The organism is Paenibacillus sanguinis 2301083 = DSM 16941, from assembly GCF_000374825.1.
Classification (GTDB): Bacteria; Bacillota; Bacilli; order Paenibacillales; family Paenibacillaceae; genus Fontibacillus; species Fontibacillus sanguinis.
The window spans coordinates 195,374-217,985 of record NZ_KB895381.1; the positions used below are offsets into that span (position 1 = coordinate 195,374).

Sequence of the window (22,612 nt, forward strand, 5' to 3'; positions counted from 1 at the left end):
GACAGTGACATGACTGCAGTTGGCAGGCTGCCTGCGCTTTAAAGATTGAATCCAACGATGGCGGCGATGACGGGGAGCGTGAGCACGGATAACAAGGTCGTAATAAAAATAAGCTGGGCGGCTAAATAGGAATCCGCCTGATATTGCTCTGTTAATACCGTCAGGTTAGGCGGAGTTGGCATAGCAGCGATGATGACGGGGATTGCCAGTACAAGTCCGCTAAAGCCCAACGCCTTGAGCAAAATAAAGAAAAGCAGAGGCAGGGCAAGCAAGCGTAAGCTGGCGAATACAAACGCCTTGCGATTAGCAAATACCGCTCTGAGACTGAAGGAGGCCAGCATCATTCCGGCTACAGCCATCGCCAGCGGCGTCGTGGTAGCGGACATTAGATCGATAGTCCCGCGAAAGATGGGAGGAACCTTCACTGAAAATAAAAACAGCAAAATGCCCAGGAAAGTGGCTATGTTAGGTGGCGTTAATAGAATCCGCCAAGTGACGCCGCGCTTGTCTCCGTTAATTTTGGAGAAAATAAAGCCGCCGAGAACATAAAAGACAATATTGATAGGAATAGCAAAAATGGCTGAATAGAACATGCCATCGTCACCAAACAGGGCATAGCTCACCGGCCAGCCCATAAAGCCGTAATTGGTAATAATAAAGGTGAATTCATACACGGTCTTGCGTTTGATATCTTTCTCACCGAGCAGCTTGAGACCAACCCAGCGCAGGACAAAGCCGAAGGTTAGGAAGGCCACACTCATGCCAAGCATCATGAACACATCATGCAGCTTAGCCTGGGAGAACTCCTGGTTCATGGAGTGAATCATTGTGCATGGAATGCTGACATAAAACAGGAAGTTGCTCAAATCCTTGCGAAAGGTGTCTGCTACAATATGGTATTTAATTACGGCATAACCGATCAGCATAATGAAGAACAAGGTAATAATTTCGTTGTAGGCTGCAAATAGGCTCATAGCTGACTCCTTTTTATCTGCGCTAGTGGCTTAAGAAGTAATTCTTCTCAAGAACTGCTTTGTGCGTTCTTCCTGGGGATTTGTCAACAGTTCATCAGGATGGCCCTCCTCGATAATATTTCCCCCGTCCATAAAAACGACATGGGAGGCCACTTCACGGGCAAATGAAATCTCATGGGTGACAACGATCATCGTGATTCCGGTGCTTGCCACGGCTTTGATGGTCTCAAGCACCTCTCCCACCAACTCGGGATCGAGTGCAGAGGTGGGCTCATCAAACAAAATAACATCCGGGTTCAACACCAATGCACGAGCAATTCCGGCGCGTTGCTGCTGTCCGCCAGAGATCTGATTAGGGTAAAAGCCGGCTTTTTCTTTAAGCCCAACCTTCTGGAGTACCTCCAGGCTTATGGCTTCGGCCTGGTCCCGCTTCATTTTCTTGACGGTAATCAAGGCCTCCATCACGTTCTCTACCACCGTTTTGTTATGAAACAAATTATAGTTCTGAAATACCATGGCGGTTTTGCGCCGTAAGGCTAACACATCTCGGTTGTGGGGGTGCTGGCATTTGACAGTAAATTCATTAACGGTCACGCTGCCGGTATCGGCCTTTTCAAGAAAATTGATGGTACGGAGGAGTGTCGTTTTGCCTGATCCACTGGGACCAAGAATGACCACGACCTCGCCTTTGCCGACCTGTAGGCTGACTCCCTTCAAAATATGATTTGCTCCAAAAGACTTGTGAATGTTGCTCAACTGCACCATTGGTATTTGTGTCATGCGCGAGCCCCTTCCTTTCGTCGTTATTCCTCTTCCAGGAATTGCTTGGTATAAGCCAAGGTGGCCAATGTGCCTTGCATCAAGCAGGCCTCATCCAGATCATATTTTCGCGTGTAGCTATCTGCTCCCATGCCAAGCTCCGGGTTATTGATGCCCAGGAATACAAATACACCCGTAAAATCCTCAATATAGCTACCAAAGGTATCGGAACGCATTTGCGGCGACAAACTCAAGTTGTGGTCCACTACTATTCCCGCTTGGCGAATAGCCTCACGGGCTCTTGCCACATCGGCAGGCTGATTGACCACAGGCATGCCCCGGCCGAAAAAATCAATGCTGACCTGGCAACGGTGGGCCGTGGCAATGTGGGTAACCCAATGTTCAAAGGAGCTTTGCAGACATAAGCCAACATTCTGATCAAAGAACCGCATCGTTCCTGACATGGTGCAGGTATCTGGAATGATATTGGTTGTGCTTCCGCCTTCAATCTTGCCGAAGGACAATATTACATTTTCATACGGGGTGATCTCTCTGGCGATCATGCCTTGGACATCTCCCACGATTTGTGCGCAGCAGTCAATGGGATTAATCGTTTTATCCGGGCGGGAGCCATGGCCCCCTTCGCCGTAGACGGTGATTTGAAAGCCAATTGCCCCTGCCAGGCGTGGTCCAGCCTCGACAACAAAGCTGCCCGTTGGCAGGGCCGATTCCAGGTATAATCCCCAGGCCCCATCCACCCGCTCCCGGGCGAGTGCATCCATCATGGCTTGCAGCCCTATGACTTTTTCTGCGCCTTCCTCGAAGCAGAACAGTACCCGGCCCTTCAATTGCTTCTGCCGCAGTGACAGCAGCTTCGCGGCCCCCAGCAACATAGCCATGTGTCCATCATGACCGCAAATGTGGGCAACGCCTTCGCGCTCGGAGATAACCATCTTCTCCTTCAGCAAGTTGAAGGAGCTTTCCTGAACGGGCAGAGCATCCATATCACTGCGCAAAACAAGGGTTTTGCCTGGAAGCGCGCCCTCAAGCTCCCCGATAATTCCGAAGCGACCGACCTGGCGTACCCGAATCCCCATCTTTTGTAGTTCACTGGCGATCTTGGCGGAGGTTTCCTTCTCCTGACCGCTCAGCTCAGGAAATCGATGAAAGTGGCGGCGCAGGCTGAATACATATTTCTCACAGTCCTTTAATTCATGGTCTTCCCACATTTCAGGCAACATAAAGTGTCTCCCTTTTCATTAATTACGTAGTGACTTTCGGAAGTATCCAACTCGTGTCTCTATTCTGGACAACCATTGTTCAAAGCCGATGCACATTCCCCAGTAGATTAGCGAAAGGATGATATAAATTTCCATAAATCGGTATGAATCAGTCGCCTCGATGTTGGCCATGTTCATCATTTCTACTACCGCGACAACGGATGCGAGGGAGGAGCCTTTGACCCCCCCGAGAAACAGGTTCGTCAGGTTGGGCAACGCAACGACCAGTGCCTGAGGGAACACAATTCTTAAGTAGGCCTGCGCTGTCGTCATCCCGACGGCATGGGCAGCTTCTAGCTGTCCCTTAGGCACTGATAGCAGCGCGGACCGTATCGCCTCGGTCAGATAGGCGGAGCGTTCAAGGCTGAGGGCAATAATTGCAAAGATGATGGGGGGTACGCTATTAACGGAGAGCGGGAGTCCAGTAGCTTCAGCTAAACCGTCAGCCAGCTGGGGAATTCCGTAATAGGCAATAAAAAGGTGCACTAACAGCGGTGTTCCCCGCATGACGGATAAATACAAGGTCACTAATTTAGAAATCACAGGTATTTGATAGATTAGCATAAATGCACAGCATACAGCGATCATCATTCCGATTATCATGGCACTGATACTCAGCAGCAGTGTAGTCGGCGCAACTGATACAATTTTCCAGAAATGCTCCAGGTAAAAGTCCATTCTCTTCTCACTTCCTCTCGGAGCTTTAAACAGCCAGACCCATTTTGCGCTTGTAACGCTTCTCCAGGCAGTTTGTTCCATATTCCAATATCATGCATGAGATCCAGTACACAATAGCGGCGGCAACGAATACCTCCAGATTTTTCGCGCCATAGCCCGCTGCGCTGATCAGCTTGGCCTTGCCCAGCAATTCCACGATGCCAATACTGAATGCCAGCGAAGAATCTTTAAATACAATGAGCAGACTATTGCCGATGTTGGGAATAGCCACTGCCAGAGCTTGCGGGAAAATAATGCGGCGAAATGCTTGAAACCCGGTCATCCCGACGCTTTGAGCGGCTTCGTGCTGCCCGGCAGGAATCGCCAGATAGGCGGAGCGCATCGTTTCTGACAGATATGCAGCATTGCTTAAGGTAAAGGCGATAATAGCGAACACTAGTTTATCCCAGCTATCAACGCGCATGCCAAGCTGTCCCAGCAGGTTCGGCAGGCCGTAGTAGATTAAAAATAATTGGACGAGCGGCGGAGTCCCGCGCATAAAGGAGACATATACGCCCACGGCAGCCTGAAGCCCTCGAGGGGCCTTCATTTTGGTCCATGTCAGCAGCCCCCCGAGCAATAAGCCAAAAATCATGCTTAGTACAAGTAGCAGCAGCGTGATCGGGAGCGCCTCAATGACCTTGGGAATAGAGCGCAGCATAAATTCAATATCAAAGAATGTTTCCATAAAGTCACTCCCCCTTCGATGTTAACCGCCAAAGGATTGACTACCCGTAAAGGATTCATATTCGGCGAAATTGTCCAGACCATACCATTTTTGCGACAGCTCCGACAGGGTTCCATCCTCGCGCATTTCCTTCAGCACTTTATCGAAGGCCTCTTTGATATCTGTGCGGTTCTTGGGAAGAATGTGATACACCGGATAGGCATCAATCGTCCCACCCAGGCGGGTGTTGAGCTGCATTTCTTCATTGATCTTGTTGTAAGTGCCAGCGAGAGCCAAGGTTCCGTCAATGCGCCCCGATTCGACCATCTTCATCGCATCGGCCACGGGGAGACTATCGACGGTTTGCACATCGATTGCCTGATCAGGATGCTCCTCGTTATATTTCTTCAAGTAGGTATAAAAGCTGGAGGTCGGCATTTGCGCCATTTTTTTCTTCGCCATATCGTCAAGCGTATTAAGCTCGGTTCGCTCACTCTGCGTGATCAGCTTCAGTACGCCTATATCATAAGGCTCATCGGGATATAGAAATTTTTCTGCCCGCTCCGCGCTTTTGCCAAACTGCCAGTCCGCTATTTGAATTTTGCCCGATTCCAGCGCGACCAGAGTTGCTGCCAGTTCAAGCTGCTCATATTTAAATTCATATTGCGGCAATCTGGCGTCAACCTCCTGCAGGACCTCGTAATCGTAACCGGTAAGCTCGCCATTCTCATTGACAAAAAATTGTGGAGGAATGACGTTGCCAATTCCAACGGTCAATACTTCTAGCTCCTGATCGCTATTTGCTGCTCCGGTATTGCTCGGACCCGAGGAGCAGGCAGTCAAGCCAACGGCGACTGCAATGGCAGCCATAAACGATATAATACGCTTCTTGTGTGCTTTCATTTCTCATCCACCCCTTGAAGTTATATGAACGCTGAATGCTTTGGCAACTGGTTATTAGCCTAATGTACGGACAGGTGTGCTCCTGTTTTCCACTGTTCTACCAAGTCTTCCGAATCTACAACAATCCCGAAATATCTGGAAATAATCTGTAGTGCAGAATTCTCCAGCTCAAGATATCCCCGGCATAAATCCTGCGGCACAACTACCCGAAAGTCTCGATTGGCTCCATCGGCGGCAGCGTTTAATACACAGCAATCCGTCAGTGCTCCCGTCAACACAATGGTATCCTTCTTAAGGTTGCGCAGCAGCAGCTCAAGGTCGGTGGAGTAAAAAGCACTTAACCGTTTTTTGCTATCTACGGTGTAGTCGCTCTCATCCACATGTACAGTGAAGCGCGTCCAACGGCTGCCCTCCAGTGCATGCTGATCAGCGAAGGGCAGAGGCTTGTCGCGCATTTCCGACAGTATTCTCCATGCGCTTTTGTATCCGCGAATATCGTCAGCTCCGTCCTTGCGAAGCACGGAGCGAACATGGATAACAGGAATACCTAATGATCGGGATATTTGGGTGAACTGGTTAATCGGCTCTACAATTTCCCTCCCTCTTGGCGCCGGAGATGGGCATTCCGGGTCATCGGCGAGATGACCATCGTGCATATCAATAGTAATTACAGCGGTTTTGGCGGGATCAAGAAATAGATCGTGAAAGATACCATCCTTCAATGCCTTGGGAACTCCATCAAAATAAGCCTTCATTGTCATAATACCTCACCTATCCTGTTGTTTTTATTTACTGTATATGGTCGTTTTCATCACAAATTCAGTATAAAGGATAGTGAGGGTGTTGATCATCAGACGGAATGCACAGTGTTTTGCGAGGTTTATTGTTTATTGTGCACACTAAGAAAACGATAGAGCAGGATGGAGAAGAAAAGGGATTGATAAGCTGCTGTATCATCCGGCTTCTTATGGATTAACTCTTCGATTTTCTTGAACCTGTACATCAGTGAATTGCGATGGATGAACAATTCCTTGGCGGTCTGGTTTAGGTTGAGCTTGCATTCGTAATACGTTTGCAATGTCTTCATCAGTTCTCCGTCATTGATCTGATCGTACTGCAGCAAGGGGCCCAGCTGTGACTGTACATAATCATCAAGCACCGAAACATCCGGGAATTTATACAACACCCGGAAGAAGCCCAGATCCTCAAAATTCGTTATAACAGGGCTGCCCTTGGTGGCTGAGGCCATCTGGAGCGCTTGTTCCGCTTCCTTGAGGCTTTTTTTGCAATCCCATACCGCTGTCGAAATGCTCCCCATACCGGCCTTGAGTTGCAGGCCGTGGAAGGTGTTCATCATATATTGACAGAATTGCTCCACTTGCTTCGCTCTGGCGCTTTTATCCTGGCTTTGTTCAATGGGGATAAGCAATACCGCTTCATAGCTTCCCTTGGGGATGGCCATGACATTTTTGATATAGCGGGCGGCGGCGCTGAGAATAACTTGATTGAGGTAGCTCTTGAACTCAGCCTGTGCATCGTCATCTGTATAGTTTAGGCTCAAGGCAACCTCCTGGAAATTGATAACCCGGGTTACACAGGCCTGATGCGCCGTGTTCAAATTATATCCGAAAAACGCCGCCTGTCTTTCGACAGCCGCGACGTTAAGGTGTGTTCCGTATAATATCTCGTAAATGATATCATAAAGATGTCGGCGTTCATGTTGTTCCTTGAGAATCATTTCGCCGATATCACGCATGACTTCGGTTGTTTTGATATTTCCCGGCAGCCGGAGCAGCGGGAGGGCCAGTCGGTCTGCCAGCTCCGTTATTTCAGCCCTGAGCAGGGTGTTATCCGATGGATCGAACAGCACCAATCCTGCCAGGTTTCTCGAGGCGCAATCGCTGAGGAATTTGTCCAGACGATCGGGTTCCTCGCGGCCTCCGGTATTCATGAGAAACAGTAGTTCGCCGCCGCGTGTCCACTCTAGCGAGAAGTCCTCGCTGTTGCCGATGTACGGCCATGTCACTACCCGACTCAGTCCTGCTTTGCCTCCAAGGAGCTGTATATTTTTGAGTATAGGCAGTTGGAGCAAGTCCGAAATGGATATGGCCATGTTCATCTCCTCCTAGTGCAATAACAAATAGCTTTATGTGTGTTATATATAGTAACATATATAGTTAAAATATGTGACTTATTTTTCGCGCTATGTGTTATTGCAAGGAGTTAATACTTGACATTATCGCTCTCAGGTCACAGACAGCATGTTATAGAGCTTCATTTTTCGAATATCGTCCTTGGAGATCTTCAATTCGTTGATCAGTTCCTTCGTTTCGTCCAGAGGAGTTCGCGAAAATAGCATTTTCAGGGCGATGGGCATGAAGGGGCGGAAGGATACACCGGACATCAGACCCCACTTCTGCTCTGATTCCAGAAAGGAAGCGAGAATATGAATAGTAAGCTTCTCCAGGGGGGTTGCCTGATTCGTCAGAATCAACGTGGTTAGCGTGTCGTAGTGCACAGTGTAGCCGGAATATGAATTTTCGCATTGCAGGTAATGCTCGAAATCCTTGACGTTCATGTATAGCAGCGTTTTATAGCCGCCCCCTTCCGTTTCTGCCAGCATATCCACCACACATCGGACCAGCTTGTTAATTCGGCCATCGTAGAAGTAGGAATAAAATCGCGTCGAATTGCGGAAAAAGCTGGCCGGCAGACTGGGGGTAAGCGGCGAAGGGGTGCGCGGCTCCATATACAGCAATTGCTCTACCTGTACATTCAGCGCTTTGGCAATCGCGTACAGCGTCTCAACGTCCAAAGTAATGCTGCCGCGTTCATATTTGGATACGGTGGCTTTGCTCTTAAATATCAGGGTAGCCAAATCCTGGGCGGAAAGTCCCTTATACTTGCGAATGCTCCTGATCTTCTTGCCAATTTCCTCATTAATCTGCATGGTCGGTGACTGCTCCCTCCAACTGTTTCGTTAGAATCCACTATACTGCAAAAAAACACATACATTGATTTTTTTCATGATTATAGCATGTTTTTCATGAAAAAGTTTATTCAGAAGAAACAAATGTAAGGTTTTGTTTCTTCTAACGATATTATTGTCTCGTGAGGCGATTCTGAAAATATGGAATAATGGCTCTAAGAGATTTGAAGCAGGAAAAAGGAGTCGAGCAGCATGAAGTACAACTTTGACGAGATTATCGATCGAACAGGCACCAATGCGTTGAATACGGACGGATTTCGCGAATTTATATTTGGCGATTATGATCCAGCAATCTTGAACTTTCCATTTCCGGACGAAGAGCTGACACGGATGTGGATTGCTGATATGGAGTTCGCCACGCCGCCGGAGATTATTGCAGCGATTAGCAGGCGTCTGAACAGAAGAATCCTCGGCTACAGCCAGGTTTTTGATCCGGCTTATTATCAAGCGGTGGTATCCTGGACCCGGCGATATTATGATTGGACCTTTCCCGAGGAACAGCTCTGTACTTCCCCGGGAATCATTCCGGCCCTTTATGAGCTGTGCGAATATATTTGCAAGCCGGATGAGAAGGTGCTGTTCCTGACCCCATCGTATGCTTATTTTCAGAAGGCTGCGGACCATCACGGCCTGGAGTGGGTGTCTTCGGAATTGATCTATGAAAACGGACAATACTCCATTGATTTCCCAGATTTGGAGCGGAAGGCCAGCGATGAGAAAGTAACCCTGTGTATCTTCTGCAATCCTCATAACCCTACCGGACGGCTGTGGACCCAGGAGGAATTGCAGAGAGTCGGAGACATTTGCCTGCGCCACAATCTGTGGGTGATCTCTGATGAAATTCATTGTGATCTTCTGCGGCAGGGCCTGACACATACGCCTCTGGCCAAGGTGCATCCGGCCTCGGACAAGATTATTACTTGCATGGCCCCCAGCAAGACATTCAACATGGCGGGCCTGATGTTCTCCAACGTAATCATTCCCAACAAGGAGCTGCGGGAGGTCTGGTGCAAACGCCATTATGCCTTCAAAAACCCATTAAGCATTGCGGCGACGCAAGCGGCTTATGAGCATGGGCATGATTGGCTGTCCGAGCTGAAGAGCTACCTTGATGAGAATTTCAGGTTTACACAGGCTTTCCTGGAGGAACATCTTCCGCTGGCCGTGTTCCAAATTCCCGAGGCCACCTACTTGGCCCGGGTTAATATTAGCCATTATGTGAAGGCCGGCGAGGACTTGCGTTTACTTTTTGCCCTGAAGGCAGGCGTCCTGCTGGAGGATGGTTCTATGTTCGTGGCTAACGGGGAAGGATGTATCCGGCTCAATCTGGCCTGTCCAAGAGCTACCTTGCAGATGGGCCTGGAGAGAATTGCCGCTCTTCTGAATCGGGAAGCTCAAGCCCGGGAGGAAGCATCGCTGGTGGGGCAAATATCGTTGACCTGAGGAACGAATAAAGTGATAGAGAAAATGAGCCAGTTTGGCGATTATTTAAATGGACACGGCTTCACTCTACAGACATGGTCCCGGCTGAAGGTCAGAAAAGAGAATAGCCATCCTCGCCTTTGTTGTGATAGCCCAGCCTACGGCACTCGTCGGGATTCCCGGCGGGTGCTGTATTTGGTAGGGAGACCCCTCCTGAGGATTGTTGACAGGATAAAAGGGTTTATGTATTATTCCTATTAAACAAATAGGAATAATTTTAATTTCTCTACAAAAAGGAGAGGGAATCTATTGAGAGACACATGGCTTGAAATTTCGGGTCTGGAGAAGAAATTCGTTAGCAATCAGGGCGTGGTTCACGCTCTTCATAATCTTTATCTGAAGGTGGAGGAAGGCGAATTCATTACGGTAATCGGCCCCAGTGGCTGTGGCAAAAGCACGCTGCTGCGCATCATTGCAGGCCTGGATACGAAATATGAGGGGCAAGTCCGATTGGCCGGAGAACCGATTAAGGCCCCGGGCATCGATAAAGGGTTTATTTTTCAGGAGCCCCGATTGTTTCCGTGGTTAACGGTGGAGAAAAATATTGCCTCCGACCTCTCCTTAGGCAACGCCGAGGTGCGGAGCAAGGTAGGGAAGCTTATCGAACTGGTTCGCCTTCAGGGATTCGAGAAGTTGTTCCCGAAGGAATTGTCCGGGGGGATGGCTCAGAGAGTGGCCATTGCCCGGGCGCTGCTGCGCAATCCGCGTATCCTGCTGCTGGATGAGCCGTTTGGAGCGCTGGATGCCTTCACACGGGCTCATATGCAGGATGTCCTGCTGGACATCTGGCAAGCGAACAAGACGACGATGATCTTCGTTACCCATGACATCGATGAGGCGGTATTTCTTGCTGACCGGATTGTGATTCTGAAACCTCGTCCCGGAGAGATTCAGAAGGTCATCAAGGTGGATTTGCCTTTCCCACGCAAAAAAGCAAGCACAGCGTTCCAGGAGTTCCGTTACGCTGTGCTGCGCGAGTTTGAACAAATTGATGAATTCAGACCGGGCGAGGCCGGTGCTGGCATTTAAATAGGCTATTGAATTTACCCGGAGGCTTTCATTTATACAAGTGACGAATGTTCAGTACGAGTTCCTGAATGAAGGCCTCTGTGGCTACGGATTCGCTTTGCCTGGAGCGAATCCAATATAACCTGACATCCACCTTCTCCTTGATGGGAATTGGTAATATCCGCCCCATCAGCACATAAGGGTCCTTCACCAGAGAGATATCCAGATAGAAGCTGGTCGCCATGCTTTCGGATATAAGGTGCTTGGTTGCTTCCGTTCGAGTTGAATGGAAGATTTCCTTCGGCGTACCGTACTTCATCAATTCCATCTTGATGTTATCGGAGATGTTCACCAGTGGGTATTGAACGACATCGGCCAGCGAAAGCTGGCTGTTGCCCGCCAGGGGAGATTCCGGTCCCACACAGGCTACCAGCTGGCAAGCCAGAAATTGCTCCGCCTCCAAATGCTTAAACTCATGCTCTCCCAACAACCCTACCAATCCCAGATTCAGCTTCCCTTGAGTGACATCTTCCTCAATCTCATCGGAGTTGGCTTCGATTAGCTCCAGATTAACATTAGGATATTTGTCTTTATATCGAGATAATAGCTTCGGCAGGAAGCTATTGCATACCCCGGGGACCGCCCCGATCCGGATTTGCTCATAAATAAGCGAAGATTGATTCCTGGCCGTCAGCTTCAGCTTATCCAATCTTTTCAGAATGTCCTGAGCTTGGGCAATGAGGGCCTTCCCGATTTCCGTAGGCTCGGTTCCCCCACGCTTGCGATGAAATATCTGCACGCCCAGCTCTTCCTCCAGGGTATTCAAAGCATAGCTAATGTTCGGCTGGGAGGAATGAAGCTTCTCCGCTGCCAGTGAAATGGAGCCGGTATGAGCAATTTCCACGACATATTGCAGTTGTTCAATCCGCACAGGCTATCGCCTCACATTTTAATAGTATAAATTTCATTTATGCAAATATAAAAAAAATATAGTTTACATTATACAGATTTATATGTTTAAATAAATGAAAATAATTCATAGTATTCTTGTAGGATTAATAAACAAAAGAAAGGCGATGGTCGAACATGCGGTTTCAAGAGGCGGCAACCGCGAAGTACAATGTGGCAAAAGCAAGCAGGCAAAGGCAGTTAAAAGCAGGGCTTGGCAGGCACCGTGGAAACCTCAGAACGGTGAAGGGGCTGGTTCTTCCCGTGTTGCTCCTGGCGGTGTGGGAATATCTGAGCGCTCACGAATATATCTCCTATTTGCTATTCCCGGCACCTTCCCGCATTGCAGAGACCTTTATTGTTCTGGTGCAGTCGGGAGTGTGGTGGAGCAACCTGGAGATCAGCTTGCAACGTGCGTTGTTCGGGTTCTTGCTGGGAGGAGGCTCCGGTTTGTTGCTGGGGATCGTAGTCGGTCTGTTCCGCTGGGTGGAACGAACGATGGACCCAGCAGTGCAAATGCTGCGGATGGTGCCTCATCTGGCGGTTACCTCCTTGTTCGTGCTCTGGTTCGGCATAGGTGAGACGTCGAAGGTACTGCTGATTGCCAAGGGAGCGTTCTTTCCTTTATACATTAATGTTTTCCTTGGCTTGCGCAATGTGGACAACAAGCTGTTCGAGGTGACCCGGGTGCTGGAATACGGCAGGCTCCGTCAGGTCATCCGGCTTATGCTTCCGGCTTCCCTGCCCAATCTCTTCCTCGGAATTCGGATGTCGGTCGCTATAGCCTGGCTTAGCTTGGTGGTTGCGGAAATGATGGGCGCGTCCTCAGGCATCGGTTATTTAATGATGGATGCCCGGGCGATGAGCAAAACACCGGTTGTCTTCGTGGGTATCTTCACCTTCACGATCATCGGCGTATTGAGCGACTGGCTGATCCGGCGGATAGAGCGTTATTTCCTTCGCTGGAAGGACTAGGCCAGGCGGCAGAAGCTAAGAAATGCACTGCAATAGCAAAGGAGCGAATGATCGTCCCCTGGATTCCCTGGAAAGGAGGAGCTGGAATGAGCAGGCTGACAAATTCACTGAAATGGCCAAGACGCAGCAAGGACCTGCACGGAAGCAGGCCGATCTGGAAGTGGAAGCTTTCCTGGTGGGAGATCGCGCTGGGTGCAGCATTGCCAATCGCCATCCTTGCCATCTGGCAAGTGTTGTCCGATTTAGAGATCATCGATGACTTGTTCATGCCATCGCCGCTGGTCATTGTGAGAACCTTGGCCGAGCTTGTGATTACAGGTCAGATCTTCGGGCATTTGGGCATCAGCCTGTGGCGGGCCGCTATTGGATTCTTGCTCGGCGGCGGGCTTGGTCTGGTGCTTGGCCTCCTGGTTGGATTCTCTAAGCGTACGGAAGAGTATATTGATCCGTCCTTGCAATTGTTGCGACTGACGCCTAATCTGGCGCTCGCCCCGTTATTTATTCTCTGGTTCGGCTTTGGAGAGATATCAAAAATCGTGATTATCGCCAACATTGCCTTTTTTCCACTTTATATGAACGCTTACGCCGGTATCCGCCATGTCGATCCCAAGCTGGTCGAGGTTTCCCGGGTGCTGGAATTCAGCCGCATTCGGCAAGTAACGCGATTAATTCTTCCGGCCTCAGTTCCGAGCCTGCTGTTGGGCCTGCGCTTATCGCTGGCCGGCTCATGGCTGGGCCTGGTAGTAGCTGAAATCATCGGCTCCCAGGAAGGCATCGGTTATTTAATTACCTTTGGTCAATCGAATAACCGTACAGACATTATCTTTGCCGGTATTTTGATCTTTGCGCTGGTCGGCAAACTGGTGGACTCCTTCGTGCGCTGGCTGGAACGGCGCCTGTTAACCTGGCAGGACAGCTTCAAGGGATAGTGGATCGATGAAAAGCTTGGAATAAACAATATGAATCAGGCCTGACGAGGAGGAACAATCATGAAGAAAAAGAAATTCGGGTTCAATTTGGCTCTAATCGCTGTATTTGTCCTGCTGCTGCAAGGTTGCGGGGCGGGCGCTGCATCCCCGGGAGGCGAAGTGAACAAAGCAGGAGCGAGCGGCGGTGACATACCTACTGTCCTTAACTTTGGCTACGTTGGTGGAGCAACCAAGCTGCCAGCCGATGCAGAAGGCTGGGGATTCCATACCGGCATCATTCAGGAACATCTCAAGCAGCATGGTATTGAAGAGGTCAACATTACTGGATTTCTGACGGGTCCCGATCTGAATGAATCGCTAATTAGCGGACGCCTGGATGTAGGTTTCTCAGGAGATGCTCCTGCGATCAACGCGAAGGCGGCGGGTGCCAAGACCAGGCTGATTACGCTTCGTACGGTGAGAGGGCGGAGTATTCTGGTCGCTCCTGAGAATGGGGCCAAGTCGCTGCAAGACCTGGAGGGCAAGAAGGTGGCCGTTGTCAAAGGCTCGGCCATGCATCGTTATTTGCTAACGATCCTCAGTGAGGCCGGAGTTAACGCGGAAGTTATCAACATTAACTCCACGGGAGACTCGCTGGCTGCCTTGAAGCGGGGCGAAGTCGACGCGGTTGCGACAGTGCCGTATCTGCTGGTGGTGCATCAGATTTTGCAAGAGGGATTCGCAGTCATTCATGATAGCGCCAGTGATCCGGATCTGGCCTCTGCTTCGGCGAATGTGGTGACAGAGAGCTACCTGACAAAGTTCCCTGAGTTCCCGCGAATCTGGAATGAGGCCAGAGAGAAAGCCATCGCGGACCTGAAGGCCAAGCCGGATGAATATTATGCCTGGCTGGCAGAACTGACTGGAGCCCCAATAGATGTTGTTCCCGAACTGTATCCGCTTGAGAATATTTCCGATACTGCCATCACGGATGAGGGGGTTCGCCTGATTACCATATCCAAGGACTTTCTGGTGAAGGAAGGCGTAGCCGCCGGAGATTTTGATGTAGAGGCCTGGATTGCCCGCTAATTTTATCATCTGCCAACCAAGGAGGTATCAATTATGACTACTCAGTCAAAACAACGTCCACGCCCCCAGCCGCCCGTCTTTGCAACGCTGGAGGAGGAACGGCAGCATCGGAAGGAACGGCTGGCCGCCGCCTTCCGCATTTTCTCGAAGCTGGGCTTCGATGAAGGGGTGATGGGCCATCTGGTTGCCCGCGATCCGATTCTGACGGACCATTTCTGGGTGAACCCGTTTGGTGTAAGCTTCGCTCTGATCAAGGCCAGCGACCTACTCCTGCTGAATTATAATGGAGATATTGCTTATGGGGAGGGCTTTGTGCATCCGGGGGCGATGCTGCTGCATCCCAAATTGCTCAAGCTTCGCCCGGATATCGTAGCGGCAGGGCACACCCATTCGGTATATGGCCGCATCTGGTCTACTTACGGAAGGCTGCTGGACCCGATTACCAACGAATCGGCTGTCTTCTTTGAGCGGCATGATATTTACGACAGCCATGCGGGCGGCGAAGGGGAGAACCTGGTCAAGGCGCTGGGCACGGACAATCGTGGATTGATTCTCAAAAATCACGGCATTGTCACCGTAGGTCACAGTGTGGATGAAATGGCCTACTGGTTCCTTTCTCTGGAGAAGAACTGCCAGGTGCAGATTCTCGCAGAAGCTTCGGGGACCCCGCAGCGGCTGGATGCTAAGGTTGCCCGCGGTATTGCTGCACGGACCACGCCTGCATCGGGCTGGCTCAACTTCCAGCCAATGTATCAAAGTATCGTCAAGGAGCAGCCGGATTTATTAGACTAACTGAGGTTGTTAAGGCAGGGACCGAGTAGCGGAGCTACACGTTTTCGCAGAAAACGACTTCGGAAGCATGGGTACGTGAGCAACTCCAATGTTTCTGCAAGAAACATACTACGAAAGCCTACGCTTAGCCCGGCTGAATTCAAGATTCGATGGCGAATCTACTCCTCGAATTGCTTCGTTTTGGAAAGACGACTTTTTGAACAACATCTTATAGAGTCAGATAAAGGAGGAGATTGAGCATGGCAGAGCGTCAGTTGAAATTGGGTATTTTTCTTCAAGGAGGAGGCGGACACTGGAAGGACCCGAACGTACGGGCCGACGGCGCAGCCAATATTGATGCCTATATCGAATCGGCACGGATTGGTGAAGCGGGCAAATTTGATTTTGGCTTCATTGCTGACTCGGCATACATTAGCGAGGATTCAACATGGCCTTTCTTAAGCCGATTGGAGCCAATGACGGCGCTTGCTGCCATTTCATCCGTGACCACTCATCTTGGCCTGGTAGGAACGTTCACTACCTCCTACAGCGAGCCGTTCACCACGGCACGGCAATTGGCCTCTCTGGATGTAATCAGCCGGGGGAGGGCGGGGTGGAATGCCGTTACCTCCGCGCTGGAGGGCGTCGCCCGCAATCATGGCCATGACAAGATTCACGATCATGCGCTACGCTACCGAATTGCCTATGAATATATTGAGGTGGTCAAGGGGCTGTGGGATTCATGGGAGGATGATGCCTTTGTCCGTGACCGGGGGAGCGGCGTTTACGTGGATTTGCATAAAATGCATACGCTGAATCACCGGGGAGAATTTTTTTCTGTCCAGGGTCCGCTAAATATGGAGCGCTCCCCGCAGGGACGGCCGATCGTCTTTCAGGCCGGGGCTTCCGAGACTGGCAAGGAGCTGGCTGCCAAGCACGCCGATGCCGTATTCTCCACGTGGACGAGTACAGGCGACCTTGAGGAAGCTCAGAACCATTATAAAGACTGGAAGCGTCGTGCTGCCTCCTATGGCCGCTCCCCGTCGGAGCTGTTGATTTTCCCGGCTATTGAGCCTATTGTGGGCGACACGCAGGAGGAAGCTGATGCGCTATACAAGAAGTCCCTGGAGTATATCGAAATCGATTTTGCCGTGAAATATTTAAGCCGTTATTTTAGCTTCTTTGACTTCTCCCAATTTCCCCTGGATGAGCCGCTGCCTGATCTGGGCGATATCGGCAAGGACAGCTTCAGGTCGACGGCTGAGTATTATTTGCGTATTGCCAAGGAGCGAAAGTTGACCTTGCGTCAGCTAGCGCTGGAAGCGGCTAACCCGAAGGGGGATTTCGTGGGGACGGCGGAGTTCATTGCCGATAAATTCGAGACATATTTTACCGGAGAAGCGGTTGATGGATTTATTCTCAAGGGCACCCATTACAATCAGCGACGGTTTGTCGAGCGGGTCGTGCCGATTTTGCAGGAGCGCGGCTTGTTCCGTAAGGAGTACGAATCCGATACACTTCGGGGGAATCTAGGGATTCCTTATCCAGCAAACCGCTATACGGAAGGAAAGGTACTATCATGAGCAAGCATACAGAGGAGAAGCAAGTCGCTGAGGCTAAACAAGGGGCTTCGCGGGTCAAGGTTGTCCAAAATATTACCGAACTCATTGGCGATACACCGGCTGTGCGGATTCATCGCTTGACCGGACCGGACGATGCCGAGGTCTACGTGAAGCTGGAATACTTTAACCCTAGCGGCAGTGTCAAGGATCGGGCCGCTTATAATCTGATCGCACAGGCGGAGCAGCAGGGCCGCTTGCAGCCGGGCGCGACGATCATCGAGCCGACGAGCGGCAATACAGGCATCGGCCTGGCGATGAACGCCGCTGCGAAGGGATATCGGGCCATCATGGTTATGCCCGATAACGCGACGCCGGAGCGGATGAACCTGCTCAAGGCTTATGGAGCAGAGGTGGTGCTTACCCCGGCCGGGGAACGGATGCCCGGGAGCATCAAGAAAGCGCTGGAGCTAAGCCGGGAAATTCCCGGCAGCTTCATCCCGCAGCAGTTTGAGAATTCGGCCAATCCGGATATTCATCGCATCACAACGGCAGTGGAAATTCTGGAGCAGATGGAGGGCCGGTTGGACGCTTTCGTGGCGACCTCAGGCACGGGAGGTACGATTACAGGAACCGGTGAAGCGCTCAAGGAGCAATTGCCTGAGGTTCGTGTTATCGTGGTGGAGCCGCAAGGCTCCCCGGTATTGTCCGGCGGTGAACCGGGACCGCATAAGCTGGTAGGGACGAGCCCGGGATTCATCCCGGCGATTCTCAACACGAAGGTTTATGATGAGATCGTGCAGGTGGCGGATGAGGCCGCCCTGGAGACGGTTCGGCAACTGGCGGCCCGAGAAGGCATTCTGATCGGCCCGTCCGGCGGCGCCTCTGTCTGGGCTGCATTGCAGGAAGCCCGTCGTCTTGGCCCGGGAAGGCGGGTATTATGTATAGCGCCGGATACGGGAGAACGCTATTTAAGCATGAATTTATTCTAAGGGGAGAGGTGCAGCATGCCATTTGATCCGCTTTATCATCCTTACCCGTCTCATCGCGTTCCGGTCTACGGGGCGCGGGGCATGGTTGCTACGTCCCAGCCGCTGGCCGCTCAAGCAGGGCTGGATGTGTTGAAGCATGGCGGTAATGCCATAGATGCGGCCATTGCCACGGCTTCGGCCTTGACCGTGCTGGAGCCTTGCTCCAACGGCATCGGCGGCGATGCCTTCGCGCTGGTATGGAGCGAAGGCAAGCTGCACGGTTTGAATAGCAGCGGCCCGTCGCCCGCTGCTATTTCGCTGGAGGCGGTGCGGGCGCTGGGCCATGACCGCATGCCGCAGTACGGCGCGGTGCCGGTGACGGTGCCCGGTGCGCCAGCGGCCTGGGCTGAGCTGTCGCGCCGCTTCGGTCGCTTGCCGCTGGCGGAGGCGTTGCGCCCCGCAGCCGATTACGCCGAGCGCGGCTACCCGCTGTCGCCGACGGCCGCGCGGATGTGGCAGCGGGCGGCGGAGTATTACGCCGCCGCCCAGCCGAATGGTGCAACCTTCGCCGAATGGTTGCGCACGTTTGCGCCGGCGGGCCGGGCGCCGCGTGCCGGAGAGATCTGGCGCTCGCCTGCGCACGCGGCGACGCTGCGGCTCATCGGCGAGACGGACGCCGAGGCATTCTACCGCGGAGCGCTGGCAGTACGGATTGAAGCGTGTATCGCCGAGCATGGCGGGTTCCTGGACGCCGGGGATTTGGCGGCGTTTGCACCCGAGTGGGTGGAGCCGATCTCGACGAACTATCGGGGATATGACGTATGGGAGATTCCCCCCAACGGTCAGGGCCTGGTAGCGTTATTAGCCCTGGGGATTCTCAGGGGCTGGGAAAGGCATGAGCGGGAGGACGTAGAGACGGCTCACCGTCAGATCGAGGCCATCAAGCTGGCCTTTGCGGATGGGCAGCATTATATCAGTGATGCCCGTGGCATGAAGATCAAGCCCGCCGATCTGCTGCATCCGGCATATGCCGATACCCGCCGCTCCCTGATCGGGGACAGGGCAGCTTTGCCGGAGGCGGGGAAGCCGCCGGGTGGCGGCACGGTGTATTTAGCTACCGCTGACGACAAAGGCAATATGGTCTCGTTTATTCAGAGCAATTATACCGGCTTCGGCTCGGGACTGGTCGTAGAGAATACCGGGATTGCCCTGCAAAATCGGGGTTACGGCTTTTCCCTCGACCCGCTCAGCATCAATCGCCTGGAGCCAGGCAAGAGAAGCTATCATACAATCATTCCGGGCTTTCTTACCCGGGATGGGGAAGCGGTTGGCCCGTTCGGAGTCATGGGCGGACTCATGCAGCCTCAGGGCCATGTTCAGGTACTGATGAATACGCTTGACTTCCATCTGCATCCTCAGGCGGCCCTGGATGCTCCGCGCTGGCAATGGACAGGGGGGAGAACTGTGCTTGTAGAGCCGGGCTTCCCGGCGCATATTGCTCAGGCATTGGCCCGGCGGGGCCACAATATCCAGGCTGCTGCCGATGCGAATAGCTTCGGCCGGGGCCAGATCATCTGGCGTGATCCAGGCACCGGAGCTCTTGTCGGAGGCAGCGATAGCCGTACGGACGGGCTGGTAGCAGCTTGGTAATCGTTGGCGGCGGATACCAGGCTCTCTGGCAATTTTAAGAATCTTCTTTAGTTTTTTGCTCCAGTTTGTTGTTCAAATCATCACGTATGGTATTTTCCCACAAGGGGACTCCCGAACGATAGGCTGCTCTTCCACTTAAATGTCCTGCCACGGGTGAGGTTAAAAATACAAAAGCGATACCAAGCAATAGTTTTAGGCTAGTATGCTCTAAATATAAAGTGAAGTAGAAAAATACACCGGACAAAATCAACAGGACACCTAAAGTTGCGCTTTTAGTTGCGGCGTGTGCTCTCAAATACAAATCCGGCAACCGGATAAGGCCAAATACGCTAAGCAAGCCGATAACTGAACCAGCTACAATGACAAGTCCAAGCAGTATTTCACCGATCTGACTGATTATCTCTATCATCGAAGACTTGCCCCCTTTCGATATAACGAGCAAACGCGGTGGTTCCTATAAAGGTTAAAACTCCCATAACAAGGACAATATCCAAGTACATGGTTGTTCGTAGCAAAGCGCAAAGCACAGCGATCATAGATAACAGCAAGATCCCCATGGTATCCAATGCAGAGATACGGTCAGGCACCGAGGGGCCTTTCAATAACCGATACACACATCCGAGGACAGATATCGCCAGAAGGGTCAGGGCAATGATGAGAAAATAATGAATCATGTTCTGGTTACCTCCATAATGGCTTTCTCAAATGTATCTTTCAGATGTTTGGATAGCTCCTCGGCATCTTGAATATCCATAGCATGAATATACAATGTGTGATTATCCATGGAGACATCCAGCGTGAGTGTACCCGGAGTCAGACAAATCAGACAAGATAGCAAAGTAATCTCCCAATCTGTTCTGAGCTGCGTGTCCAGTTTGATAATTCCTGGCCGCATAGTCATTTGGGGACGAAGTACATGTCTAATCACGTCATAGCTCGATATGAAGAGTTCTTTATTAAAGATAAGAAGCAGTTTCAGCACCTTCCAGACCTTGACCATGTAAAAAGATGAATTCCACCGCCGAAGTCCCCAAAGGATGATCAAGCCTATCAAATACCCAACAACGAATTGTACATTCGACCATGTTCCGTATAGAAAAGTCCAGGCAACCGCAATAATCAGATTTAACAAGATTTGATGGTACATTTCATCGACTCCTTAATATGGCATCAACATAGATAGCAGGGTTGGCAAGTCCATCTCCTGCTATGGATACCCATCCGTATACATATTCGGCAAAAAGGCCGAACCCAATGACTAATACACTTAGCATTATAGCCGGAAGATATGATGTGGATGTAATGATAGGAGCTTGCTTTGAAATATCGCTCTTCTCGCCCCAGAAGGCATGCGAGAATATGCGCAATAAAGAATACAATACAATTAAACTGGAGAGTAGACCGATAGCGGAGAGAGCATAATGACCAGTCTCCAGGCCACCACGAATTAATAACAGCTTGCCGGGAAAGCCACTGAATGGCGGGATCCCGGCTATCACCAGGCCTGTCATTAGAAAGAGGCCACCCAGTAAGGGGTAATGCTTGAGCAATCCGCCCATTTCACGCAAGTTCGTTGTACCTGAAACCTGGATAATCAGCCCGCCTAGAATGAAAAGCAGAACCTTGGCAAGCATATCGTGGATCAGGTAAAAAGCAACCCCGTCCAATGCATCTTTGGATAACACAGCCAGGCCCATCGTAAGCAGGCCTACGCTGATAATGATGTTATAATTCATAATCCGCCGAATATCGGTGTAGGCAACGGCACCAAATGCGCCCAGCAGCATGGTAGCTATAGACATCCATTCAAACCAGCCTTGAAAGTTAATATACTCTGTATTAAAAATAAGGGTAAATGTTCGGATCAGGGCATACACGCCCACCTTGGTCAGCAGAGCGGCGAATAAGGCACTTATGGCTGTGGGCGGTGCGCCATAGGAGCCGGGCAACCAGAAGAAGAGAAAGACCCCTGCTTTTAACGAGAAGACAATTAAAAACAGCAAGGCAATTACATTCAGAATCGTACCTTGATTTGCCTCAGCCACCTTGATTGATAAATCTGCCATGTTTAATGTACCTGTGACACCATACAGATAAGCTACAGCGGCAACAAACAACGTGGAGGATACAATGTTGACCAGAATATATTTTAGTGTCTCACGAAGCTGCAGCTTGGTTCCTCCAAGCACAATCAAGGCGTAGGAAGAGATAAGCATAACCTCAAAGCACACGAAAAGATTGAACAAATCCCCGGTTAGGAAGGAGCCGTTAACTCCAACCAATAAAAATTGAACAAAAGGGTAGTAGTAATGCTTTTCCCTTTCCTCCCCAATGGTCTTCATGGAATAAAGGATACAAGTTAATGCAACGATAGAGGTTGCAAGAATTAATAAAGCAGCAAACATGTCGGCTACAAAAATAATCCCGTATGGAGGAAGCCAGCCTCCCATATAAAGGGTTTGAATGCCCTCCGTACGCACTTGCAGGGCAATCAGAGCAGAAGCGATGCCCCCGAGAGTAATTCCGCATACGCTGACCCACCGCTGAAGTTTGACGTGCTGGTTGATGAACAGTAAAGCGATGCCGGTCAACAAGGGGATGAGCAAGGGAAGCACAATCAGGTTATTCATCCTTTTGCCCCCTTAATTGTTCCATGTCATCTGTGCCAAGCTTTCGGTAGGCCTTGTAGACCAGAACGAAAAAGAATGCAGTGACCCCAAAGCTGATCACAATGGAAGTCAGGATAAGCGCTTGAGGCAGAGGATCAACATAAGTTGCCGCTTGTTCTTCTAATAGAGGAGCGGCTCCGGTCTTCAGCCTTGCCATGGTCAGCAGCAGCAGATGAACTCCATGTGTCAGTAGTGAAGTTCCCAAGATGATACGCAACATATTTCGGGATAATATCAGGTAGATGCCAACGGCAAACAGGATTCCTATCGTTAAAGACATGAATAATTCCATT

General features: G+C 50.9%; 24 protein-coding genes. 9 read left to right on the forward strand and 15 right to left on the reverse strand.

What is annotated here, in order from left to right; genetic code table 11:
• Positions 1–38: 38 nt before the first annotated feature.
• From C557_RS0111720 to C557_RS0111760, 9 genes are all read right to left on the reverse strand, one after another.
• On the reverse strand, positions 39–974 hold the full coding sequence (locus C557_RS0111720; RefSeq protein WP_018752057.1) for an AEC family transporter: 936 nt from the start codon (positions 972–974) through the stop codon (positions 39–41).
• Between the two features lie 30 nt (positions 975–1,004).
• Positions 1,005–1,739 (reverse strand): amino acid ABC transporter ATP-binding protein, encoded by a 735-nt coding sequence (locus C557_RS0111725; RefSeq protein WP_026263434.1) that lies wholly within the window; start codon positions 1,737–1,739, stop codon positions 1,005–1,007.
• A 38-nt stretch (positions 1,740–1,777) separates the two neighbouring features.
• On the reverse strand, positions 1,778–2,974 hold the full coding sequence (locus C557_RS0111730) for a M20 metallopeptidase family protein (RefSeq protein ID WP_018752059.1): 1,197 nt from the start codon (positions 2,972–2,974) through the stop codon (positions 1,778–1,780).
• 18 nt (positions 2,975–2,992) lie between these two features.
• On the reverse strand, positions 2,993–3,691 hold the full coding sequence (locus tag C557_RS0111735; RefSeq protein ID WP_018752060.1) for an amino acid ABC transporter permease: 699 nt from the start codon (positions 3,689–3,691) through the stop codon (positions 2,993–2,995).
• 25 nt (positions 3,692–3,716) lie between these two features.
• Positions 3,717–4,418 (reverse strand): amino acid ABC transporter permease, encoded by a 702-nt coding sequence (locus C557_RS0111740; protein WP_018752061.1) that lies wholly within the window; start codon positions 4,416–4,418, stop codon positions 3,717–3,719.
• A gap of 21 nt (positions 4,419–4,439) precedes the next feature.
• A complete protein-coding gene (locus C557_RS0111745; protein WP_018752062.1) occupies positions 4,440–5,300 on the reverse strand; it encodes a transporter substrate-binding domain-containing protein in 861 nt (286 codons plus the stop codon).
• Between the two features lie 59 nt (positions 5,301–5,359).
• Complete coding sequence (locus C557_RS0111750) at positions 5,360–6,061, reverse strand: cysteine hydrolase family protein (protein ID WP_018752063.1); 702 nt, start codon at positions 6,059–6,061, stop codon at positions 5,360–5,362.
• 119 nt (positions 6,062–6,180) lie between these two features.
• Entirely contained in the window at positions 6,181–7,413 is a 1,233-nt protein-coding gene (locus C557_RS0111755; protein WP_018752064.1) for a helix-turn-helix domain-containing protein, read from the reverse strand.
• A gap of 132 nt (positions 7,414–7,545) precedes the next feature.
• Positions 7,546–8,250 carry a helix-turn-helix domain-containing protein gene (locus C557_RS0111760; RefSeq protein ID WP_018752065.1) on the reverse strand — a complete coding sequence of 235 codons (705 nt, stop codon included), beginning with the start codon at positions 8,248–8,250 and terminating at the stop codon, positions 7,546–7,548.
• Between the two features lie 231 nt (positions 8,251–8,481).
• On the opposite strand from C557_RS0111760, the gene C557_RS0111765 reads away from it, so the two are divergent.
• Together C557_RS0111765 and C557_RS0111770 are read left to right on the forward strand one after the other, a co-directional pair.
• Positions 8,482–9,732, forward strand: coding sequence for a MalY/PatB family protein (locus tag C557_RS0111765; RefSeq protein ID WP_018752066.1), 1,251 nt, complete (start codon positions 8,482–8,484; stop codon positions 9,730–9,732).
• A 288-nt stretch (positions 9,733–10,020) separates the two neighbouring features.
• Complete coding sequence (locus tag C557_RS0111770; protein WP_018752067.1) at positions 10,021–10,800, forward strand: ABC transporter ATP-binding protein; 780 nt, start codon at positions 10,021–10,023, stop codon at positions 10,798–10,800.
• 28 nt (positions 10,801–10,828) lie between these two features.
• On the opposite strand, the gene C557_RS0111775 is transcribed toward C557_RS0111770, so the two are convergent.
• Entirely contained in the window at positions 10,829–11,710 is an 882-nt protein-coding gene (locus C557_RS0111775) for a LysR family transcriptional regulator (RefSeq protein WP_018752068.1), read from the reverse strand.
• 155 nt (positions 11,711–11,865) lie between these two features.
• On the opposite strand from C557_RS0111775, the gene C557_RS0111780 reads away from it, so the two are divergent.
• The 7 genes from C557_RS0111780 to C557_RS0111810 all read left to right on the forward strand — a co-directional run bounded on the left by C557_RS0111780 (position 11,866) and on the right by C557_RS0111810 (position 19,650).
• Entirely contained in the window at positions 11,866–12,702 is an 837-nt protein-coding gene (locus C557_RS0111780) for an ABC transporter permease (RefSeq protein WP_018752069.1), read from the forward strand.
• A gap of 86 nt (positions 12,703–12,788) precedes the next feature.
• A complete protein-coding gene (locus tag C557_RS0111785; RefSeq protein WP_018752070.1) occupies positions 12,789–13,631 on the forward strand; it encodes an ABC transporter permease in 843 nt (280 codons plus the stop codon).
• A 60-nt stretch (positions 13,632–13,691) separates the two neighbouring features.
• The gene (locus tag C557_RS0111790) at positions 13,692–14,699 is read left to right on the forward strand and encodes an ABC transporter substrate-binding protein (protein ID WP_018752071.1); all 1,008 of its coding nucleotides are present in this window, start codon (positions 13,692–13,694) and stop codon (positions 14,697–14,699) included.
• A 33-nt stretch (positions 14,700–14,732) separates the two neighbouring features.
• Positions 14,733–15,491, forward strand: coding sequence for a class II aldolase/adducin family protein (locus C557_RS0111795; RefSeq protein WP_018752072.1), 759 nt, complete (start codon positions 14,733–14,735; stop codon positions 15,489–15,491).
• Between the two features lie 239 nt (positions 15,492–15,730).
• On the forward strand, positions 15,731–17,053 hold the full coding sequence (locus C557_RS0111800) for an LLM class flavin-dependent oxidoreductase (protein ID WP_018752073.1): 1,323 nt from the start codon (positions 15,731–15,733) through the stop codon (positions 17,051–17,053).
• On the forward strand, positions 17,050–18,021 hold the full coding sequence (gene cysK, locus C557_RS0111805; RefSeq protein ID WP_018752074.1) for a cysteine synthase A: 972 nt from the start codon (positions 17,050–17,052) through the stop codon (positions 18,019–18,021). The genes C557_RS0111800 and cysK overlap by 4 nt, the downstream gene beginning before the upstream one ends.
• 15 nt (positions 18,022–18,036) lie before the next feature.
• Positions 18,037–19,650 (forward strand): gamma-glutamyltransferase family protein, encoded by a 1,614-nt coding sequence (locus C557_RS0111810; protein ID WP_018752075.1) that lies wholly within the window; start codon positions 18,037–18,039, stop codon positions 19,648–19,650.
• 34 nt (positions 19,651–19,684) lie between these two features.
• Here C557_RS0111810 and mnhG read toward each other — a convergent pair whose 3' ends face one another.
• Genes mnhG through C557_RS0111835 form a run of 5 tightly spaced genes read right to left on the reverse strand, consistent with a single transcriptional unit; the run spans position 19,685 to position 22,611 of the window.
• Positions 19,685–20,059 (reverse strand): monovalent cation/H(+) antiporter subunit G, encoded by a 375-nt coding sequence (gene mnhG / locus C557_RS0111815; protein WP_018752076.1) that lies wholly within the window; start codon positions 20,057–20,059, stop codon positions 19,685–19,687.
• Complete coding sequence (locus tag C557_RS0111820; RefSeq protein WP_018752077.1) at positions 20,031–20,324, reverse strand: Na(+)/H(+) antiporter subunit F1; 294 nt, start codon at positions 20,322–20,324, stop codon at positions 20,031–20,033. Before C557_RS0111820 ends, mnhG begins: the two co-directional genes overlap by 29 nt.
• Positions 20,321–20,797, reverse strand: coding sequence for a Na+/H+ antiporter subunit E (locus C557_RS0111825; protein ID WP_018752078.1), 477 nt, complete (start codon positions 20,795–20,797; stop codon positions 20,321–20,323). Before C557_RS0111825 ends, C557_RS0111820 begins: the two co-directional genes overlap by 4 nt.
• 1 nt (position 20,798) lies before the next feature.
• The gene (locus C557_RS0111830; protein ID WP_018752079.1) at positions 20,799–22,280 is read right to left on the reverse strand and encodes a Na+/H+ antiporter subunit D; all 1,482 of its coding nucleotides are present in this window, start codon (positions 22,278–22,280) and stop codon (positions 20,799–20,801) included.
• Entirely contained in the window at positions 22,273–22,611 is a 339-nt protein-coding gene (locus C557_RS0111835) for a Na(+)/H(+) antiporter subunit C (protein WP_018752080.1), read from the reverse strand. Before C557_RS0111835 ends, C557_RS0111830 begins: the two co-directional genes overlap by 8 nt.
• Between the last annotated feature and the right edge of the window lies 1 nt (position 22,612).

Bases quoted from the DNA above. Each gene is read 5' to 3' on its own strand.
- C557_RS0111720 (WP_018752057.1), bottom strand. From the start codon at position 974: ATGAGCCTATTTGCAGCCTACAACGAAATTATTACCTTGTTCTTCATT.
- C557_RS0111725 (WP_026263434.1), bottom strand. From the start codon at position 1,739: ATGGTGCAGTTGAGCAACATTCACAAGTCTTTTGGAGCAAATCATATT.
- C557_RS0111730 (WP_018752059.1), bottom strand. From the start codon at position 2,974: ATGTTGCCTGAAATGTGGGAAGACCATGAATTAAAGGACTGTGAGAAA.
- C557_RS0111735 (WP_018752060.1), bottom strand. From the start codon at position 3,691: ATGGACTTTTACCTGGAGCATTTCTGGAAAATTGTATCAGTTGCGCCG.
- C557_RS0111740 (WP_018752061.1), bottom strand. From the start codon at position 4,418: ATGGAAACATTCTTTGATATTGAATTTATGCTGCGCTCTATTCCCAAG.
- C557_RS0111745 (WP_018752062.1), bottom strand. From the start codon at position 5,300: ATGAAAGCACACAAGAAGCGTATTATATCGTTTATGGCTGCCATTGCA.
- C557_RS0111750 (WP_018752063.1), bottom strand. From the start codon at position 6,061: ATGACAATGAAGGCTTATTTTGATGGAGTTCCCAAGGCATTGAAGGAT.
- C557_RS0111755 (WP_018752064.1), bottom strand. From the start codon at position 7,413: ATGGCCATATCCATTTCGGACTTGCTCCAACTGCCTATACTCAAAAAT.
- C557_RS0111760 (WP_018752065.1), bottom strand. From the start codon at position 8,250: ATGCAGATTAATGAGGAAATTGGCAAGAAGATCAGGAGCATTCGCAAG.
- C557_RS0111765 (WP_018752066.1), top strand. From the start codon at position 8,482: ATGAAGTACAACTTTGACGAGATTATCGATCGAACAGGCACCAATGCG.
- C557_RS0111780 (WP_018752069.1), top strand. From the start codon at position 11,866: ATGCGGTTTCAAGAGGCGGCAACCGCGAAGTACAATGTGGCAAAAGCA.
- C557_RS0111785 (WP_018752070.1), top strand. From the start codon at position 12,789: ATGAGCAGGCTGACAAATTCACTGAAATGGCCAAGACGCAGCAAGGAC.
- C557_RS0111790 (WP_018752071.1), top strand. From the start codon at position 13,692: ATGAAGAAAAAGAAATTCGGGTTCAATTTGGCTCTAATCGCTGTATTT.
- C557_RS0111795 (WP_018752072.1), top strand. From the start codon at position 14,733: ATGACTACTCAGTCAAAACAACGTCCACGCCCCCAGCCGCCCGTCTTT.
- C557_RS0111800 (WP_018752073.1), top strand. From the start codon at position 15,731: ATGGCAGAGCGTCAGTTGAAATTGGGTATTTTTCTTCAAGGAGGAGGC.
- cysK (WP_018752074.1), top strand. From the start codon at position 17,050: ATGAGCAAGCATACAGAGGAGAAGCAAGTCGCTGAGGCTAAACAAGGG.
- C557_RS0111810 (WP_018752075.1), top strand. From the start codon at position 18,037: ATGCCATTTGATCCGCTTTATCATCCTTACCCGTCTCATCGCGTTCCG.
- mnhG (WP_018752076.1), bottom strand. From the start codon at position 20,059: ATGATAGAGATAATCAGTCAGATCGGTGAAATACTGCTTGGACTTGTC.
- C557_RS0111820 (WP_018752077.1), bottom strand. From the start codon at position 20,324: ATGATTCATTATTTTCTCATCATTGCCCTGACCCTTCTGGCGATATCT.
- C557_RS0111825 (WP_018752078.1), bottom strand. From the start codon at position 20,797: ATGTACCATCAAATCTTGTTAAATCTGATTATTGCGGTTGCCTGGACT.
- C557_RS0111830 (WP_018752079.1), bottom strand. From the start codon at position 22,280: ATGAATAACCTGATTGTGCTTCCCTTGCTCATCCCCTTGTTGACCGGC.
- C557_RS0111835 (WP_018752080.1), bottom strand. From the start codon at position 22,611: ATGGAATTATTCATGTCTTTAACGATAGGAATCCTGTTTGCCGTTGGC.